This window comes from Agrobacterium sp. O3.4, assembly GCF_041414895.1.
GTDB lineage: Bacteria > Pseudomonadota > Alphaproteobacteria > Rhizobiales > Rhizobiaceae > Agrobacterium > Agrobacterium cucumeris.
On the sequence record NZ_JALPZP010000002.1, the window covers coordinates 824763 to 842674 of the forward strand.

Sequence of the window (17912 nt, forward strand, 5' to 3'; positions counted from 1 at the left end):
AATGTTCGATCGGCTCAACGGTCCGCATGGCACGGGAGTTCTCATATGGCAGTTCCTTTTATGCTTCTGACCGGCGCCAGCCGTGGAATAGGACATGCCACCGTCAAGCTGTTTCAGGAGAAGGGCTGGAGGATCCTTACCGTATCGCGGCAACCGTTCTCGGAGGAATGCCGCTGGCCATCGGCGCGGGAGAGCCATATCCAGGCAGATCTCGAGGATTTATCCGGCATTGAAGATCTGGCGGCCGAGGTGCGTTCGCGCCTGCCGGAAGGAAAACTCGCGGCTCTCGTCAACAATGCCGGTATTTCACCGAAGGGCGAAGGCGGCAGCCGACTTGGTGTGGCGGATACCACGGCTGACATCTGGACGCGGGTGCTCAACGTCAACCTCGTTTCAACGGCATTGCTCGCCCGCGCGCTTTTACCGGAACTGGAGGCCGCGAAAGGCTCCATCGTCAATGTCACCTCGATTGTCGGCTCGCGCGTGCATCCTTTTGCCGGCGTGGCCTATGCCACCTCGAAGGCAGCGCTCGCGGCGCTGACGCGGGAACTGGCACATGAATTCGGCCCTCGCGGCGTGCGCGCCAATGCCATTGCGCCGGGCGAGATCAACACCGCCATCCTCTCTCCCGGAACGGCGGAGCTGGTAGAAGCCCAGGTGCCGCTCGGCCGGCTGGGCACCACGGCGGAGGTGGCGCAGACCATCTATTTCCTCTGCTCGGACCAGTCGCGCTACATTAATGGCGCGGAAATTCACATCAATGGCGGCCAGCACGTCTGACGCCTCAGCCCAATCCAACCGAAACGGAGCCCTTACCGATGACCATCCTGCCGAATTCCGTCGAGGCACGCGACATCGCCTATCAGATGCACCCGAATGTCAACCTGCGCAAATTCGAAAAGACCGGCGGTCTGGTGATCGAAAGCGGCGAGGGCATCTACGTCACCGACAGCAGCGGCAAGCGTTATATCGAGGCGATGGCGGGGCTGTGGTCGGTGGCGCTCGGTTTTGGCGAACAGCGGCTGGTGGATGCTGCAACGAAGCAGATGCAGAAGCTGCCCTATTACCACACCTTCTCCTACAAGACGCATGGCCCATCCGTTGATCTCGCTGAATTGCTGATCGAGCTTTCGCCGGTGCCGATGTCGAAGGTGCACTTCACATCGTCCGGTTCCGAGGCGAATGATCTTGCCGCCAAGATGGTTTGGTATCGCTCCAATGCGCTCGGCAGACGAGACAAGAAGAAGATCATCGGCCGCATCAAGGGTTACCATGGCGTGACCATCGCATCAGCCTCGATCACCGGCCTGCCGCGCAACCATGAAAGCTTCGACCTGCCGCTGGACCGTATGCTGCATACGGCTTGCCCCTCCTATGTGCATTTCGGCAAGGATGGGGAAAGCGAAGCGGATTTCACCACGCGTATCCTGAAGGAGCTGGAAGACCTGATCCTTCGCGAAGGCCCCGAAACCGTCGCCGCGTTCTGGGGCGAGCCGGTGATGGGCGCCGGCGGGGTTCTCCTGCCGCCGGAAGGATATTGGGAAGGCGTGCAGGCGATCCTGAAGAAATACGACATTCTGCTTGTCGTGGATGAGGTGATCTGCGGTTTTGGCCGCACCGGCAAGATGTTTGCCTGCGAGACCTATGGCATCAAGCCGGATGTGCTTGTTGTTTCCAAGCAGATTTCGTCGTCCTACATGCCGCTTTCGGCGATCATCATGAATGACAGTTTTTACCAGCCGATTGCCGATGAGTCCGACCGGATCGGTTCCTTCGGCCATGGTTACACCGCTTCCGGTCATCCGGTCGCGACGGCAGTGGGGCTGGAAAACCTGAAGATCATCCAGGAGCGGGATCTGGTCGGCAACGTTGCCCGGCTGGAGGGCAAATTTCTCGATCATCTGAAGGCGCTTGCCGATCACCCGCTCATTCATTCCTCGCGCGGCGTCGGTCTTCTTGGCGCGCTGGAAGTGAAGCCATGGGAAGGCCTGAAGGCCGGCGATACGACGCTCGCCATTGCCGCCGCCATCGAGGAGGAGGGTGTCATCACCCGGCCGATCGGCGAATCCATCTGCTTCTGCCCGCCGCTGATCATCACGGCCGAGCAGCTGGATGAGCTATTCGCTGGCGTGAAACGCGGACTGGACAAGGTCGCGGCTGCACGCGGCTGACGATTTTATCGATTGCGCTGGCCGAGCGTTCCTGCCCGGCTGGCTTATCCCCTGTAGGCCACGAGCACTGCACCGCAGGCGATCAGGACAACGCCGAGCCAATTGGGCAACGACAGCCTTTCCCCGAGAAACAGCACCGCAAAGACGGCGACGAAGACGACGCTCAGCTTGTCGATGGGGGCGACGCGGGCGGCATCGCCGATTTTCAGTGCCCGGAAATAACATATCCACGATGCGCCGGTCGCCAGGCCTGAAAGCACGAGGAACAACCAGGTGCGCCCGGAAATGGTGGAGGGCTGCTGCCAGTTGCCGGTGATGTAAATCATCAGGCCGGCGGCGGCGAGAATGACGATGGTGCGGATGAAGGTGGCGAAATCGGAATTGACGTTTTCGATGCCGATCTTCGCAAAAATGGCGGTGAGCGCCGCAAAAGCCGCTGACAGCAGTGCCCAGAATTGCCAGGCGAGAAACAGGTTCTTCATATGATGCCAACTCCGTTCATCCATTCGCTCCCGTCTGGCTCTACAGCATCTGCCCGGCGATAAGAACTGTTTTCACGACTATATCTGAACGTGGAAGGCCGGCGCATCGATCATGATGCGCCGGCCTTCTTGTAAGAGCCTGTCCGGACGGAGCCGGGACAGGCCGGACCTTGGGAGGTCGTATTATTCGGCGGGCTGAACCGATGCCGGCAGTGCCGCATCCACATCGGCAATGCCGGAGATTTCTTCCTGGCCGCTGAGCACGCGGGCAAGCTGGTCCTGATCCAGTTCACCTTCCCAGCGGGCGACGACGATGGTGGCGACGGCGTTGCCGACGAAGTTGGTGAGCGCGCGGCATTCCGACATGAAGCGGTCGATACCGAGGATCAGCGCCATGCCGGCAACCGGAACGGAAGGCACGACGGAGAGCGTTGCAGCGAGCGTGATGAAGCCTGCGCCGGTGATGCCGGCCGCGCCCTTGGAGGAGAGCATGGCGACGAGCAGCAGCAGGATCTGTTCACCGAAGGACAGGTGGATACCGGTGGCCTGGGCGATGAAGAGGGCCGCCAGCGTCATGTAGATGTTGGTGCCGTCAAGGTTGAAGGAGTAACCGGTGGGAATGACGAGGCCGACGACGGAGCGCTTGCAGCCGGCCTTTTCCATCTTGCTCATCAGGCCCGGCAGGGCGGCTTCGGAAGACGAGGTGCCGAGAACCAGCAGCAGTTCTTCCTTGATGTAGCGGATGAGCGCGACGATGGAGAAGCCGTTGTAGCGGCAGACGGCGCCGAGAACCACGAACACGAACAGGGCCGACGTGACGTAGAAGGTGCCGATCAGCATTGCGAGGTTGGTGACGGACGAGATGCCGTATTTGCCGATGGTGAACGCCATGGCGCCGAAAGCGCCGATGGGGGCGGCCTTCATCAGGATCGCGACCAGCTTGAAGATCGGATACATCATGGCATGCATGAAATCGGTGACGGGCTTGCCCTTTTCGCCGACGATGCCGAGCGCGATGCCGAACAGAACCGAGAAGAACAGCACCTGCAGAATGTCACCGCTGGCAAATGCGCCGACGATGGTGGTCGGGATGATGTTCATCAGGAAGCCGGTGATGGTCTGCTCATGGGCCTTGTCGGCGTAGGTCGCGACGGCCTTGGCATCCAGCGTCGAAGGATCGATGTTCATGCCGGCACCCGGCTGCACGGTATTGGCGACGATGAGGCCGACAACGAGCGCGAGGGTGGAGAACACCAGGAAGTAGATCATGGCCTTGCCGGCCACGCGTCCAACCTTCTTCATGTCGTTCATGCCGGCAATGCCGGTTGCGACGGTGAGGAAGATGACGGGAGCGATGATCATCTTGACGAGGCGGATGAAGCCGTCGCCGAGCGGCTTCAGCTGCTCACCGAAGGTCGGATAGAAATGGCCAAGCGCGATACCGGCGATGATGGCGACCAGAACCTGGAAATACAGGTGCTTGTAAAATGGCTGCTTGGCGTGGCCTGCGGCCACGGCTGTGCTATCGATCATGTTTTTTCCTCCTCGGCCTCACCCTGCCTTTATTGGCCTCCCGGGATCGCCGTGACGTTGACGGCTTCGCGCCGATTGCGGAGTCATGTGCAATACGCATGCCAGACTTGCTTATTTGTCGTAATTACCTGATTTAAAAAGTACTTTTTATTGGTGCTTTGCCGGCTCACGAGCATTTGTGCGGAATTCCGGACAAATTCTCTTGCGGTCTGTGTGTAAATCCGCACAATTAGCGCATGACTTATCAGGATCAGGCACCTCATTCTCAGGCGAAACGTCGCGCGCAGTGGCTGGCGCTGGCCGGCCTGTGGCTGCTCGTCAGTCTTGGTGCCTTGCTGGTGGCCGATGAATTCGCCCGTCATCAGGCAATGCGAACGGCGGGTTTCGAGGCGTCAACCGATGCTGAACTGAAGATTGCGTTGCTGAATGTCGCGCTGGAGCGGCCGCGGGCCATTCCGCTGGTTCTGTCAGGTGATCCCGATCTTTCCACCGCGCTGGATGGCGGCGACGCCGTCGCGGTCGACCGGCTGAACCGCAAGCTGGAGGGGCTGATCGAAGGCACGCAGTCGTCTGTCATCTATGTGACCGGGCCAACCGGTCTCACCATCGCTTCCAGCAACTGGCGGGAGGAGGACAGCTTCGTCGGCTCCAACTACGCGTTCCGCGAATATTTTCAGGCGGCGATGAAGACCGGCATGTCCGAACATTATGCGCTCGGCAATGTCAGCCGCCGGCCGGGTCTTTATATTTCCCGCCGCATCGATGCCGCGGACGGGCGGCCGCTTGGTGTTGTCATCGCCAAGGTGGAGTTCAATCGTCTGGAATCGGACTGGAACATTGGCGGCAAGCCGGTTTATGTGGTCGACAGAAACGGCGTGGTGCTGATGACGAGCGTGCCGGAATGGCGCTTCAAGACCGTTGCGCCGATTGACGAAGCGCGGCGAAAGGTGATTTCCGAAAGCCTGCAATTCGGCAATGAGACGCTGGCGATCCTGCCGTTCCGGCCGGCCCGCTCATCGGGCGATGATGTTCCGCTCATCCATGTCGATGAGCCGGGGCGGGAGCGCGGCGATTATCTGCGGCTGGAAACGTCGGTGCCGACGACCACATGGACGCTGCATTACCTGCAACCCGTAGCGCCTGCGCTGAACGCCGCAATCCGCGAGGGCCGGGTGGTGGCGCTGGCGACGCTGATGCCGCTGATGGGTCTTTCGGCCCTGTGGCTGTGGCGCCGGCACAAGACGCTCAAGGAAAAGGAAGAGGAGCAGCGCGCCCGCGCGGAGCTGGAAATGAAGGTGCAGGAGCGGACCCGTGACCTGACGAAGACCCGCGACCATCTGCAGGCGGAAATCGCTTTGCATGAAAAGACGACGGGCGAGTTGCGCAATGTGCAGCATGAGCTGGTGCAGGCCAACCGCCTTTCGATTCTCGGCCAGGTGGCGGCGGGTGTGGCGCATGAAATCAACCAGCCGGTGGCGACCATCCGCGCCTTTGCCGACAATGCCCGCACCCTGCTGAAACGCGACCGTTTGTCCGAGGCGACCGAAAATCTCGAAAACATCGCCGCGCTGACCGAGCGCATCGGCACGATTACCGGTGACCTGAAGATTTTGGCCCGCAAGGGCCGCACCGCCGCCGAGCCGGTCAGCCTCAAACTGGTCATCGAAGGCGCGGTCATGCTGTTGCGCAGCCGTTTTTCCGGGCAGATGGATGCGCTGGATATCGCGCTTCCGGATGAGGATTTGAAGGTGCTCGGCAGCCGCATCCGGCTGGAGCAGATCCTCATCAACCTTCTGCAAAACGCGCTGGAAGCCACCGAAGAGATTAGCGCTGCCCGCGTGGAAGTGCGCGTGCGCGAGGAGAGCGACATGGTCGTGCTTTCGGTCAGCGACAATGGCGGGGGTATTCCCGAGGCCATCCGCGCCCAGCTGTTTTCGCCCTTCAACACCTCAAAGGAAAGCGGCCTCGGTCTAGGCCTCGTCATCTCCAACGATATTGCCTCGGATTATGGCGGACGTATCGAGGTGACGAGCAGCGGGGCGGGCACGGCTTTTTCCGTATATCTGAAGCGAGCATGACATGACGGTGGATGGAACCATATTCCTGGTGGATGACGACTCGCAGCTGCGCAAGGCGATGGTGCAGACGCTGGAACTCGACGGATTGCCGGTCACCTCCTTTTCCCGCGCCGAACAGGCGCTTGCGGCGCTGAACGAGGATTTCGACGGCATCGTCATCACGGATGTGCGCATGCCGGGCATGACCGGCCTCGAATTCTTCGACCATGTCCGCAAGATCGATGCCGATCTGCCTGTCATCCTCATCACCGGCCATGGCGACGTGCCGATGGCGGTCGATGCGCTTCATAACGGCGCCTATGATTTCATCGCCAAGCCCTTTCCCGCCGAACGCATGGTGGAGAGTGCCCGCCGTGCGCTGGAAAAGCGCCGCCTCGTGCTGGAAAACCGCGCGCTTCGCCGCGCTGCCGGGCAGGCGGAAGACGATTTGCCGCTGATTGGCCAGACGCCGGCCATGGAGCGTCTGCGCACCACGCTCAGGCACATTGCCGATACGGATGTGGATGTGCTGGTGGCGGGTGAGACAGGCAGCGGCAAGGAAGTGGTGGCGACGGCGCTGCACCGCTGGAGCAAGAAGCGCTCGCGAGGAAATTTCGTGGCGCTGAATTGCGGTGCACTGCCGGAAACGGTGATCGAAAGCGAGCTTTTCGGCCATGAGCCCGGCGCTTTTACCGGCGCGCAGAAGAAACGTGTCGGCCGTATCGAGCATTCCAGCGGCGGCACGCTGTTTCTGGACGAGATTGAAAGCATGCCGCTTGCCGTGCAGGTGAAGATGCTGCGCGTGCTGGAAATGCGCGAGGTGTCGCCGCTGGGTTCAAACGAGGAACGGCCGGTCGATATCCGCGTGGTGGCGGCGGCCAAGGTCGATCTCGGCGATCCCGCCGAGCGCGGCACCTTTCGCGAGGATCTTTACTACCGACTGAATGTGGTGACGCTGTCGATACCGCCGCTGCGGGAGCGCAAGGCGGATATTCCGCTGCTGTTCTCCCACTTCGTCACCAAGGCCGCCAACCGTTTCAACATGGCCGTGCCGCAGATCAGCGCCGGAATTTCCCGTCGGCTTCAGGATCATGACTGGCCGGGCAATGTGCGCGAACTCGGGCATTTCGCCGAAAGGGTGGTTCTGGGACTGGAAACGGAAGCGGCCGTTGCACCCGTTGCGCAGGCTGCCATGCCCGCATCCGGCACCTTGCCCGAACGCATGGATGCGATCGAGGCGCGGATCATTCGCGAAACGCTGGAACAGTCGAATGGGGATGTGGCGGAGACAATTGCAACGCTCGGCATCGCCCGCAAGACGTTTTATGACAAGCTGCAACGCCACGGCATCAACCGGGCGGATTATGTGAAGAACTGAGGGGGCGTGAAAGAGCCGCAACGCTTTGGACGGCTTTCTCACACTCGGCGTCATCCTCGCCCCTGAGGCGAGGATCCATCGGAGATCGAAAGTGTGGATCCTCGCCTCAAGGGCGAGGATGACGGAGGAGACTTTGGCGCGCATCGCCAGTATGACGCTCAGCTTTTCTGCTGTCGCTCCTGCTGGAAGCCGCTGGCGCTATTAGCCCGCGACGCAGAAATGACGCTGGCCGTCATAATCCGTATAGGTGCCGGTGCGGGTATTGAAGCTGCGGTAACGCTGCGAGCAATAGTCGTACCAGGCGTTGGTCCACGGCTCGATGGTGCGATAGGTGGCGCGCTGGCCATAGACCGGGCGGCTGTCATAAACCGGCTGCGGGCGATAGACCGGTGCCGGGCGATAGACGGGAGCGGGACGGTAGACGGGGGCCGGGCGGTATTCCTGGTAATCCGGCTCGTCATAGACATAGCTCGGCTCGTAACGGCGCGGCGGGTCGATGTAGACGCGCTCATCGTCAACAGGCGCCGGGCGGGAAAGGGCGGAGCCGACGGCAACACCGGCAGCAAGGCCAAGTACGCCACCCAGAATGGCGGCGTCGCGGCGGTCACGGCGACCCCAGTCGTCGGCAGACGCGGTGTTGAAAGGAACGATGGTGGCGGCGGCTACGGCGACGGCCAGAACGGTTTTAGCTGCAAAGGACGACATGGTCTTCTTCCATCCAGATGGCAGGGGCGCTGCCAGTTGCAAATTCGATGGTTAAAGAAATATAGCGCTGCTGCTGAACGGGCGCTGAATGAATTGTGGCGTGTTGACGGCCGAAATTCGCGCGGGCCGGCCCGATTTTCGCAAGCCGCGCCGCCAGGTGGCGGCGCGGCAAGCGTTGATCATGCGGCGTAACGGCTGATCGCCAGATCGTGCGTGTCGATCTCCGGCTTGGTCCCGCTGATGAGATCGGCAAGTACGCGGGCGGAACCGCAGGACATGGTCCAGCCAAGCGTGCCGTGGCCGGTGTTGAGGTAAAGATTGCTGTAGCGGGTAGCGCCGATGACTGGCGTACCATCCGGTGTCATCGGGCGCAGGCCAGACCAGAATTTCGCCTGGCTCTGATCCCCCGCGCCACCGAACAGGTCTTCCACTGAATGGGTCAGCGTTCCCTGCCGCGCGGCCGGCAGATCCTTGCTGAAACCGGCGATCTCTGCCATGCCGCCGACGCGGATGCGCGAACCCAGCCGGGTGATCGCCACCTTGTAGGCCTCGTCCATCACGGTGGAGACGGGGGCGCGCTCCTCCTTCACGACCGGAACGGTGATGGAGTAACCCTTGACCGGATAAACCGGCAGGTTGAGGCCGAGCTGGCGCACGAATTGCGGAGAATAGCTGCCAAGTGCAGCGACGAAAACATCGGCTTCCACCAGACCCTTGGTGGTTTCCACGGCCTTGATGCGGCCGGCTTCAACGACAGGACGCATGATGCCGGTATCATAGATGAAGGTAACACCGGCTTCTTCCGCCATGCGGGCGAGCTCGGTGGTGAACATGAAGCAGTCGCCAGTCTCGTCGCCGGGCAGACGCAGGCCACCGACGATCTTCTCCTTGGCGGGTGCAAGACCGGGCTCAATGGCAGCGCACCCGTCGCGGTCGAGAATTTCGAAGGGTACACCGCCGGCGGTCAGCACGTCGACATCCTTGCCGATGGCATCGAACTGCTTCTGGGTGCGGAAGACCTCAAGCGTGCCCTGCATGCGCTGGTCATATTGGATGCCGGTCTCGTCGCGCAGCGCCATCAGGCAATCGCGGCTATATTCGGCGACGCGCACCATGCGGCTTTTGTTGATGGCATAACGCGCCGAGGTGCAGTTGCGCAGCATCTGGCTCATCCAGCGCCACGCCGCCGGATCGGCCGTCGGGCGGATGATGAGGGGGGCATGTTTCATGAACAGCCATTTCATCGCCTTCATCGGAATGCCGGGCGCTGCCCATGGCGAGGAGTAGCCGGGGGAGACCTCACCGGCATTGGCGAAGCTGGTTTCGAGCGCTGCGGCCGGCTGGCGGTCGATCACCGTCACCTTGTGTCCGGCTTTGGCCAGGTACCAGGCGGATGTCACGCCGACAACGCCGGCTCCGAGGATAGTGACGTTCATGATCGTCTCACTTATGATTGACTGATGTTGAAGCGGTTACCGGGGGTTTCTCCCGGCTGAATGTAGCTGCGGCGGTAACGGCGTCCGAGGCCGGTCAGGATTTCATAGGCAATCGTGCCGGCATCCTCGGCGATGTCTTCCAGTGTCTGTTCAGGCCCTATCATCTGAACGAGGCTACCCTGGGTTAATGTTCCCTCGGGCAGGGCCGATATGTCGAGAATGATGCTGTCCATCGAAACACGCCCGGCAATTGGCAGACGAATTCCATTATACCACGCCGCCCCGCGATTGCTGAGCGAGCGTGGCAGACCATCGGCATAACCGGCGGCGATTGTTGCAAGACATGTGGGACCTGCGGCTTCGAAGGAGCCGCCATAACCGACGAGCGAGCCGGCGGACACGGTGCGGGTCTGGATGACGGCGAGATCGAGACGCACGACCGGCTTCATCGGGTTCGGGCGGGCAACGGAGGGCGCGCCGCCATAAAGCGCGATGCCGGGGCGCAGCAGATGATTGTGGTAGTCATTGCCGAGAAATATGCCGCCGGAGTTGGAAAAGCAGACGGGCGCATCGGGAAAAGCAATGGCAGCTTTACGCATCACCGCAAGCTGCAGGGCGTTGGCGGCATGATCCGGCTCGTCGGCGCAGGCGAGGTGGCTCATGACGAAGGCGGTGTCGATACCATCGAGCAATTGCGGCTGGGACGTGAGGATTTCCAGCTCTGCGGGGGAGAGGCCAAGACGGCACATGCCGGTATCGATCTGCACCGCCGCCGGTAGCGTCTTGCCGAGATGGCGCGCGTGGGCCGACCATTGCGCAATCTGCTCCAGCGAGTTCAGAACCGGGGTGACGGCCATGGCGGCGCAGGAGGTCTCATTGCCGGGCTGAAGACCGTTGAGCACGAAAATCCGCGCCTGTGCCGACAGACGAAGCCGGAGCGCCAGCGCCTCATCGATATGGGCGACAAAGAAATTGCGACAGCCTGCGTCGAACAGGGTTTGCGAGACGATATCAGCGCCGAGGCCATAAGCATCCGCCTTAACGACCGCTGCCGTCTGCGATGCCGGGGCCATGGCCGCAAGGGTCAGGTAATTGTCGCGTAATGCGCCGAGATCGATGCTCAGATGGCCGCTTGCACCACCGGCTGCCTGCTGGCGGCTGATCTGCATGTCCATGGTCGTTCACCCTCATTCTTATCCCATGAGAGTATTGCAACGATTATCGAATTTCTTGGCGATTGTTCGAAGGAAATGCGATAGAATTAAAAATGGCGCAATTTTCTTTGTCTGATTGGAATTTTCTATGTCGTCACTTGATGCGACCGACCGCCACATCATCCGCCTGCTTCGGCTCAACGCCCGTATCAGCAATGCAAAGCTGGCCGCGGAGGTCGGGCTTTCGGCCTCGGCTTGCCTGCGCCGGGTCGATATTCTCGAACGGGAGGGCATTATCCGCGGATATACGGCGCTGACCAGCGGTCTCGCGGGCGGCGAGGTCATCTCGGTCATCGTGCAGATTACGCTCGACCGCCAGACGGAGGATTTTCTCAACCGGTTCGAGAATGCGGTGCGGCGGTATCCGGAAATCCGCGAATGTTACCTGATGACGGGCGGCTCGGATTATTTCCTCCGCTGTGAGGCGGAAAGTGCGGGGGATTTCGAACGGATTCACAAGGAGATTCTATCGAAACTGCCGGGGGTTTCGCGGATTCATTCGAGTTTTGCGATCCGGAATGTGTTGGCGACACCGAAGGCGAGGTAGCGTCGAGGTTGGGGCTTACCCCCCTCTGTCCTGCCGGACATCTCCCCCTCAAGGGGGGAGATCGGGTGAGGTTTCTGCCTCAGTCCCACGCAATCCTCTCAATGTGAGAAACTTCGCTCATTGAATGGTGAGCAAGCCGCTTGTCGATCTCCCCCCTTGAGGGGGAGATGTCCGGTAGGACAGAGGGGGGGGAGCCCCACGCTCCTGCGGCATCCCGTCACCACCACCGATAAAAATGATGCACCGGCCCCCGCCCATTCCCGACGGCAAGCCCGCGCCCAGCCTCAAGCGCTCCGTTCAAATATTCCTTCGAAAGCCCGACCGCCTCCCGCAGCTCACAACCCTTGGCAATGTGGGCCGTAATCGCCGCCGCCAGCGTGCAGCCGGTGCCGTGGTCGTTCTTCGTGTCCACCCGCGGCGCGGCAAGCGCCAGCATGGTGCCATCAGCAAACAGATAATCCGTGCTCTCAGGCCCATCGCCATGTCCGCCCTTGATGAGCACGGCTTTTGCACCGGCCTTGAGGATCGTCTCGGCCTGGCGGTTGATGTCCGTCTGCGTCTGTGCAATCGGCGTGCCGGTCAGCAGCGCCGCTTCGGGCAGGTTTGGCGTGATGATGGCCGCGAGCGGCAAAAGCTCCCGCCGCAATGTCTCGATGGCGTCTTCATGCAGCAGCCGGTCGCCTGATGTCGCCACCATGACGGGGTCGAGCACCACCGGTTGCGATTGCCGCCGCAGCCGTTCCGCGATGGCGGCGATGGTTTCGATGCGTGAGACCATGCCGATCTTCACTGCGTTGACGGCGAGATCGGAAAAAACCGCGTCCATCTGGGCAATGATGGTGGCCACCGAAATATCCTCCACCGCCGTCACGCCCCTGGTGTTCTGGGCGGTGATGGCGGTGATGACGCTGGCGGCATAGACGCCGAGAGCGGAGAAGGTCTTGATGTCGGCCTGAATGCCGGCACCGCCGCCGCTGTCGGAGCCGGCAATGGTCAATGCAATGGATGTCATGGCTGTCTCGCTTTCAGCGCCGCGTCAATTGCAGAGCGGAAGCCCTTGGTTGCGCTGGCAATATCGCCTGCCCGGAAGATGGCGGAAATAACCGCGACACCATCCGCGCCGGCGGCGATGATTGACGGTACACGGGCAAGGTCGATACCGGCGATGGCGCCGACAGGCATATCCGGCCGCCATTCGCGCAGCAGGGCGCGAAGCGTCGCAAAACCATCGATACCGACCGGCTTGTCCGGGTTCACCTTGGAAACCGTTTCGAACACGCCGCCAATGCAGGCGTAATCGGCAGGCATGGAGGCCGCTCGCTCGGCATCGGCGCGGTTCTTGACGGTGAGGCCGATGATCGCCTTTTCGCCGAGAATGCGCCGTGCGGTCTTCGCATCCATGTCATCGGCACCGAGATGCACGCCATCAGCGCCGGAGGCGAGCGCCACATCGACGCGGTCGTTGATAACAAGCGGGACACCGGTGCCGGCGATGGCCTCATGAATGGCGCGGGCGTTGTCGATCATCTCCCGCGTCGAGCCGTGCTTGTCACGATATTGCAGAATGGTCGCACCGTTGAGTGCGGCCGCCAAAGCAAGCTCGGGTAAGGGCGCGACATCGGCAAGACTGGCATCGACCAATGCGTTGAGGCGGTAATCAACCTTGTTCATGCTCTATCCTCGCGTGGTTGATGATGTCTTCCCCTGAAATTTCGGAAAGCGCATCCAGAAATGCCGGTTCGAAGGTGCCGGGGCCTCTGGCCTGTTTCGCAGCTAACTCGGCGGAAACCCCTGTCACGGCAAGGGCGGAGGACGCCGCCGCCAGCGCATCTTTCTCCACGGCCATGAAAGCGGCGATGATGCCGCCCGAGAGGCAACCGGTGCCGGTGACCTTTGCCATCCATGGATGACCGTTGACGATCCTGACGCCACGGGTCGTGTCGCGGAGATGATCGACCGGCCCTGTTTCGATCCGCACCGCGTCGGGCACATCGCCGATCAGGCTCATTTCGGCGCGGTTACCGCGCACGATCGTCGGGGAAAGTGCGATGAGTTCGCGGGCAAACTCCAGACGGGATGGCGAATAATCGCAATGGACGGGGTCGACGATCCACGGCTTGCCGGATGCATTGGCGATCTCGATCGCCAGCCGGATGACCTTGCGCCGCTCGGCATCCAGCGTGCCGAGATTGACGGTCAATGCATCCGCCTTGGTGACGAAGCTCTCGATTTCCTCGAGCGAGGTGGTCATCGAGGGAATGCCGCCGACGACGGTGATGCCGTCGGCGGTGAATTTCTGCACCACGGTGTTCATCAGGCAGTGTACGCGCGGGCGCGTCTTGCGCACCCGCTCCAGAATCTCGGCGGCTTTTGCCGCTGTCGGGAAATTCGTCGTCATGGCTGCTGCAGCTCCACGGCGATATCGTCTGCCTTCGGTGCCTGCTTGATCAGCTGCATCTCCTGCATGAAGGCGCCGAAGCGGTCGTAGCGCGCGCGGTCGAGAGCGGCGGGACGTTTGGCGAAACGCGGTAGCGTGTCGAAGAAGGCCTGCTTGTTCAGCGCATCGTCAAGGTTCGGATAGGCTTTGATGAAAAGCTGCCAGGAGTCCTGCGGGTGATTGGTGATGAAGATCGCGGCCTGCTCCACGGCAGAGAGGAAACGCGGCAGGCGGTTGTCTTTTGCGAGATCGCGATGGGTGACGAAGATCAGCTCGTCATAGGCCGGCACACCATGTTCTTCCGGGAAGAAGGAACGGCCCTCGTGCCCCTCGAGCTTCATCTGCGTCAGTTCGAAATTGCGGAAACCGCCGAGCGTTGCATCCACCTTGCCGGCGATCAGCGACGGCGAGAGCGAGAAATTGACGTTGATGAGTTCGACATTATCCTTCGTCAGGCCGTCCTTTTCCAGCATGCGCTTAAGCATCGCATCTTCAAAACCGGAAACGGAAAAACCGACCTTCTTGCCCTTCAGGTCCTTCAGGCTCTTGATCGGCCCATCCGCGAGAACCGTGACGGTGTTCAGCGGAGTTTCCACCAGTGTGCCGAAACGCACGAGCGGCAGGCCGGCATCGTGATCGAGATAGAGGTTCGGCTGGTAATGCACGCCGATATCGGCCTGCTTTGCCGAGACGAGACGCGGCACGGCGGAAGGGTCGGCCGGCGGCACCAGTTCCACCTCCAGCCCGGCGTCGGCAAACAGGCCACGTTCCCTGGCGATCACCATCGGCGCATGATCGGGGTTCACGAACCATTCGAGCAATACGGTAAGCTTGTCGGCCGCCTGTGATTGCATGGGGGCAAATGCGCCTGCTGCCGCGACGACGAGGGAAAGAAGCGTTCGTTTCATGGTGCCGAAAGTCTCCGTAAATATCTGAGAGGAATGGTATGTTCTGTTTCCTTGGCCCAGGGGGCCAGATTGGCGGTCGCCCGGTCGACGATGAGCCGCAGCAGCACCGCCATGACGGCAAGAATGGCCATGGCGGCAAACATCGTGTCGGTCTGCATGCGGGCATTTGACTGGATCATGACGAAACCGAGCCCGGCCGAAGCACCCACCCATTCGCCGATGACGGCGCCCAGCGGGGCGAGTGGTGCGGCGACCCTCAGCCCGGAAATAAGCGATGGCAGCGCCAGCGGCACGCGCAGCCGGGTGAGGATCTGCCAGTGGCTTGCTTCCGTCAGCGAGGCGGCGTCGAGAATGGCGCGATCCGTGCGGTTAAGGCCATCGGTGAAGGAGGAGGCGACGGGGAAGAAGATGATGATCGCCGTCATCACCACTTTCGAGGCCATGCCGAAACCGAACCAGAGCACGAGAATGGGGGCGAGCACGAAGACCGGGAAGGCCTGCAGCACCAGAACCATGGGCCAGACGAGGCGGCCAAGACGCGGGATGGCGGCGATCGTAAACGCGACGAGAATGCCCGCCGTAACACCGGCCGCTAGCCCGAGCGCCATTTCGCCAAGCGTTACCATGGCCTGGCCGAACAGGAAGCCGGGCTGACGCCAGAAGGCGGCGGCGACATCGGCGGGCGACGGCAGGATATAGCGCGGCGGCGCAAACAGCCAAGTGCCTGCCTGCCACAGAAGCAGCAGGAGACCGATACCGTTCAATGCATGGGTGGCACGCATGAGCCGGACCTCAGACGCAAACGCACCATGTGCGAAGGACAGAAGGTTTCAGCATCATCATTCAGTCTCCAGATGTGACAATCACGGAGATCATGGCCAAGCGGAGAAGAGAAAGGGCAGCGCCTGAAGGGTGCGACAGTTTCCGTTCCTACGCCGGCATGACCCGGATCAGGTTCAAGGGTCCGGCTCATCGCCATCTCAGCACCGTTCGGTGCTCCCCTCGGAATGCGTCGGAAACTGTCGCTTTTTTAGCTGGCTGTCAACGGCTCAGATGCTGCGAAGCTGTTCAAACAGGGCGATATGTCGGCTATCGGCACGATAGAAAACCGCCGGCTGGCCGAGCGGCGCTTCGATGGTGACTTCGCGCCCGCCGGGATGGCGCGCGCTGCTCCACAGGTGCACCCATTCGCCATTGCCCGGAAGATAAAGCGTGCGCTGCGTTTCGCCCGCTTTCCAGACCGGCGCAACCAGCACGTCGGCTCCATAGAGATAACTGTCCTGAATGGCGTAGGTTTGCCGGTCATCCTCGAAATGCAGGAAAAGCGGGCGTTGCACCGGCAGACCTGTCTCGGCCGCCTCTGCGGAAAGCGATTTAAGATAGGGGGCGAGCGCGACGTAAATTGCCGTCATGCGAGCGAAATGGGCGAGAACCGTTTCGTCCTGATCGATCTGGAGATTGTCGCGCGGGCGGTTGCCCTCATGGGTGCGCATGACAGGCGTGAAGGCGGCCATCTCCGTCCACCGCATGATGAGTTCCGCTGTCCGGACATTGCCAAACAGGCTGGTGTATCCACCGATGTCGGAATGGTGATAGGCGTTGCCCATCAGGCCGGAGGAGAGCGCGCCGCAGATGACGGTGACAAGCCCGTCGTGGCGGGAGAAATCGACGGACTGGTCGCCGCCCCAGATCAGCGGGCAATGGGCCTGCACGCCGGTGAAGCCGGCGCGCATGAAAAACAGCGCTTCACCCGTCTTGCCCCGGCTTTCGACGGCCTTCGCGTTAACCTCGGCCCAGAGGGTGGGCCAGGCATTGTGCATCAGCTTGGCATCGACACCGTTGGAAAGGTTGATGTCGATCGGCAGATATTCGCCAAAATCGGCCATCCAGCCGGAAAGGCCGAAATCCAGCATGTTTTTGCCGATGATCTCTTCGGCAAACCAGTCGGCGGCGGCCGGATTGGTGAAATCGACGACGCCGCAGTCGAATTCGCCGAAATCCACCAGCGCCGTCTTGCCGTCTGCGCCAGTTGCGAAATAACCGGCTTCCTCGGCGACCGGGAATAGCCGGCCGTCAACGCAGAGATAGGGGTTCACATAGCCCAGGAAACGAATGTCGTGATCGGCCAGCTCGGCGATCTTCTGGCGCAGATGCGGGTAGCGGGTGTCATTGGCCTGCCAGTCCCAGAAGAGACGCGCGCCGAAAGATGTTTGGCGCAGGCCCACCCAGTCCTCGCACCAGAGGCCGGAAACCTTCGTTCCGGCCGCACGGATTTTCTCCAATCGAGCAAAGGAGTTGACGCCGTCCTTTAATCCGATGATCGCGCCGTTATAGACCCATTCCGGCAGTTCCGGCTGGCGTCCGAACCGCAGCGACAGGGCGGAGACGATATCGGTGAAGGCATCGCCCGCGAAGAACTCGATCTTTTCCGGGATCGCCCATATTTCGATTTCGTGGAAATCGCCGTTGCGAAAATCGAACACCGAATAGGCGCTCGTTTCCACATGCAGGGCGAATTTGCGCGACGAGAGATACGTCGGCTGCGGGTAGTTGGTGTTGTAATAATCACCGCCCGCCTTGCCGCTCACATCGGCCTTGAAGGTGATCTCCGAGGTCTTGTCGCGGCCGACGCCGGGTTCAGAAGTCCAGAGCGGAAAACACCGGCCGCGCATGTCGAAATAGGACATCTGCTCGCCGCCGCCCCAGACGTGCTCGTCCGTTTCCGCAACGATGCGCAGCCACAGGCGGTTGATGGTTTCATCCAGCGCCGTCAGCCTGATGGCGTTGCCGTCGAGCGTCAGGCGGAGGTGAGGTGCCTGTCCTGGTGCGGAGGAAAGCGTAACGCTGTCGCCATTCAACTCGGCGTGGCGCAGGGCGATCCGCTCGATGACATAATCCTCTATGTCGAAATTGCCGCGATACATATCCATCCGCTCGCGGCCAGAACCGGCGAAGAAGGCGGGGTTGTCTGGCGAATGGGACAGGATGGTGCGGCCGCCGATTGCGAGCGTGAAGCCGTCTTTGGTCTTTTCGAAATGCATGAC

15 protein-coding genes, 1 pseudogene and 1 riboswitch are annotated in these 17912 nt (G+C 61.3%); of the genes and pseudogenes, 5 read left to right on the top strand and 11 right to left on the bottom strand.

Features of this window, described 5'->3' with window-relative positions; all coding sequences use genetic code 11:
- Positions 1-45: 45 nt before the first annotated feature.
- Positions 46-780, top strand: coding sequence for an SDR family NAD(P)-dependent oxidoreductase (locus M0412_RS16540; protein ID WP_194287719.1), 735 nt, complete (start codon positions 46-48; stop codon positions 778-780).
- 38 nt (positions 781-818) lie between these two features.
- Positions 819-2171: an aspartate aminotransferase family protein gene (locus M0412_RS16545; protein WP_269699423.1), complete on the top strand. Its 1353-nt coding sequence runs from the start codon at positions 819-821 to the stop codon at positions 2169-2171.
- 44 nt (positions 2172-2215) lie between these two features.
- Here M0412_RS16545 and M0412_RS16550 read toward each other — a convergent pair whose 3' ends face one another.
- Entirely contained in the window at positions 2216-2653 is a 438-nt protein-coding gene (locus tag M0412_RS16550) for an EamA family transporter (RefSeq protein ID WP_269699424.1), read from the bottom strand.
- A gap of 183 nt (positions 2654-2836) precedes the next feature.
- Positions 2837-4186 (bottom strand): dicarboxylate/amino acid:cation symporter, encoded by a 1350-nt coding sequence (locus M0412_RS16555; protein ID WP_269699425.1) that lies wholly within the window; start codon positions 4184-4186, stop codon positions 2837-2839.
- A 236-nt stretch (positions 4187-4422) separates the two neighbouring features.
- Between M0412_RS16555 and M0412_RS16560 the strand changes: the two genes are divergently transcribed.
- Both M0412_RS16560 and M0412_RS16565 read left to right on the top strand, forming a co-directional pair.
- Positions 4423-6264: a sensor histidine kinase gene (locus tag M0412_RS16560; protein WP_269699426.1), complete on the top strand. Its 1842-nt coding sequence runs from the start codon at positions 4423-4425 to the stop codon at positions 6262-6264.
- Position 6265: 1 nt separating this feature from the next.
- Positions 6266-7621, top strand: a complete 1356-nt coding sequence (locus M0412_RS16565; protein WP_269699427.1) for a sigma-54 dependent transcriptional regulator — start codon at positions 6266-6268, stop codon at positions 7619-7621.
- A 201-nt stretch (positions 7622-7822) separates the two neighbouring features.
- Here the strand turns inward: M0412_RS16565 and M0412_RS16570 are convergent, their stop codons facing one another.
- From M0412_RS16570 to alr, 3 genes and pseudogenes are all read right to left on the bottom strand, one after another.
- A complete protein-coding gene (locus M0412_RS16570) occupies positions 7823-8326 on the bottom strand; it encodes a BA14K family protein (protein WP_052819027.1) in 504 nt (167 codons plus the stop codon).
- Positions 8327-8505: 179 nt separating this feature from the next.
- Positions 8506-9762 (bottom strand): D-amino acid dehydrogenase, encoded by a 1257-nt coding sequence (locus M0412_RS16575; RefSeq protein WP_269699428.1) that lies wholly within the window; start codon positions 9760-9762, stop codon positions 8506-8508.
- A gap of 7 nt (positions 9763-9769) precedes the next feature.
- Positions 9770-10937 (bottom strand): annotated as a pseudogene (alr, locus tag M0412_RS16580) (alanine racemase).
- A 127-nt stretch (positions 10938-11064) separates the two neighbouring features.
- On the opposite strand from alr, the gene M0412_RS16585 reads away from it, so the two are divergent.
- Positions 11065-11523, top strand: coding sequence for an Lrp/AsnC family transcriptional regulator (locus tag M0412_RS16585; protein ID WP_003500727.1), 459 nt, complete (start codon positions 11065-11067; stop codon positions 11521-11523).
- 217 nt (positions 11524-11740) lie between these two features.
- On the opposite strand, the gene thiD is transcribed toward M0412_RS16585, so the two are convergent.
- The 6 genes from thiD to M0412_RS16615 all read right to left on the bottom strand — a co-directional run bounded on the left by thiD (position 11741) and on the right by M0412_RS16615 (position 17909).
- The gene (gene thiD, locus M0412_RS16590; protein ID WP_269699430.1) at positions 11741-12535 is read right to left on the bottom strand and encodes a bifunctional hydroxymethylpyrimidine kinase/phosphomethylpyrimidine kinase; all 795 of its coding nucleotides are present in this window, start codon (positions 12533-12535) and stop codon (positions 11741-11743) included.
- Complete coding sequence (gene thiE / locus M0412_RS16595) at positions 12532-13194, bottom strand: thiamine phosphate synthase (RefSeq protein ID WP_142842714.1); 663 nt, start codon at positions 13192-13194, stop codon at positions 12532-12534. The genes thiD and thiE overlap by 4 nt, the downstream gene beginning before the upstream one ends.
- Complete coding sequence (locus M0412_RS16600; protein WP_142842715.1) at positions 13181-13921, bottom strand: hydroxyethylthiazole kinase; 741 nt, start codon at positions 13919-13921, stop codon at positions 13181-13183. Before M0412_RS16600 ends, thiE begins: the two co-directional genes overlap by 14 nt.
- Entirely contained in the window at positions 13918-14868 is a 951-nt protein-coding gene (locus tag M0412_RS16605) for an ABC transporter substrate-binding protein (protein ID WP_269699431.1), read from the bottom strand. Before M0412_RS16605 ends, M0412_RS16600 begins: the two co-directional genes overlap by 4 nt.
- Positions 14865-15650 carry an ABC transporter permease gene (locus M0412_RS16610; protein ID WP_269699432.1) on the bottom strand — a complete coding sequence of 262 codons (786 nt, stop codon included), beginning with the start codon at positions 15648-15650 and terminating at the stop codon, positions 14865-14867. Before M0412_RS16610 ends, M0412_RS16605 begins: the two co-directional genes overlap by 4 nt.
- A gap of 128 nt (positions 15651-15778) precedes the next feature.
- Positions 15779-15881, bottom strand: a riboswitch (TPP riboswitch).
- 36 nt (positions 15882-15917) lie between these two features.
- A complete protein-coding gene (locus tag M0412_RS16615; RefSeq protein ID WP_269699433.1) occupies positions 15918-17909 on the bottom strand; it encodes an alpha-glucosidase in 1992 nt (663 codons plus the stop codon).
- Positions 17910-17912 lie beyond the last annotated feature (3 nt).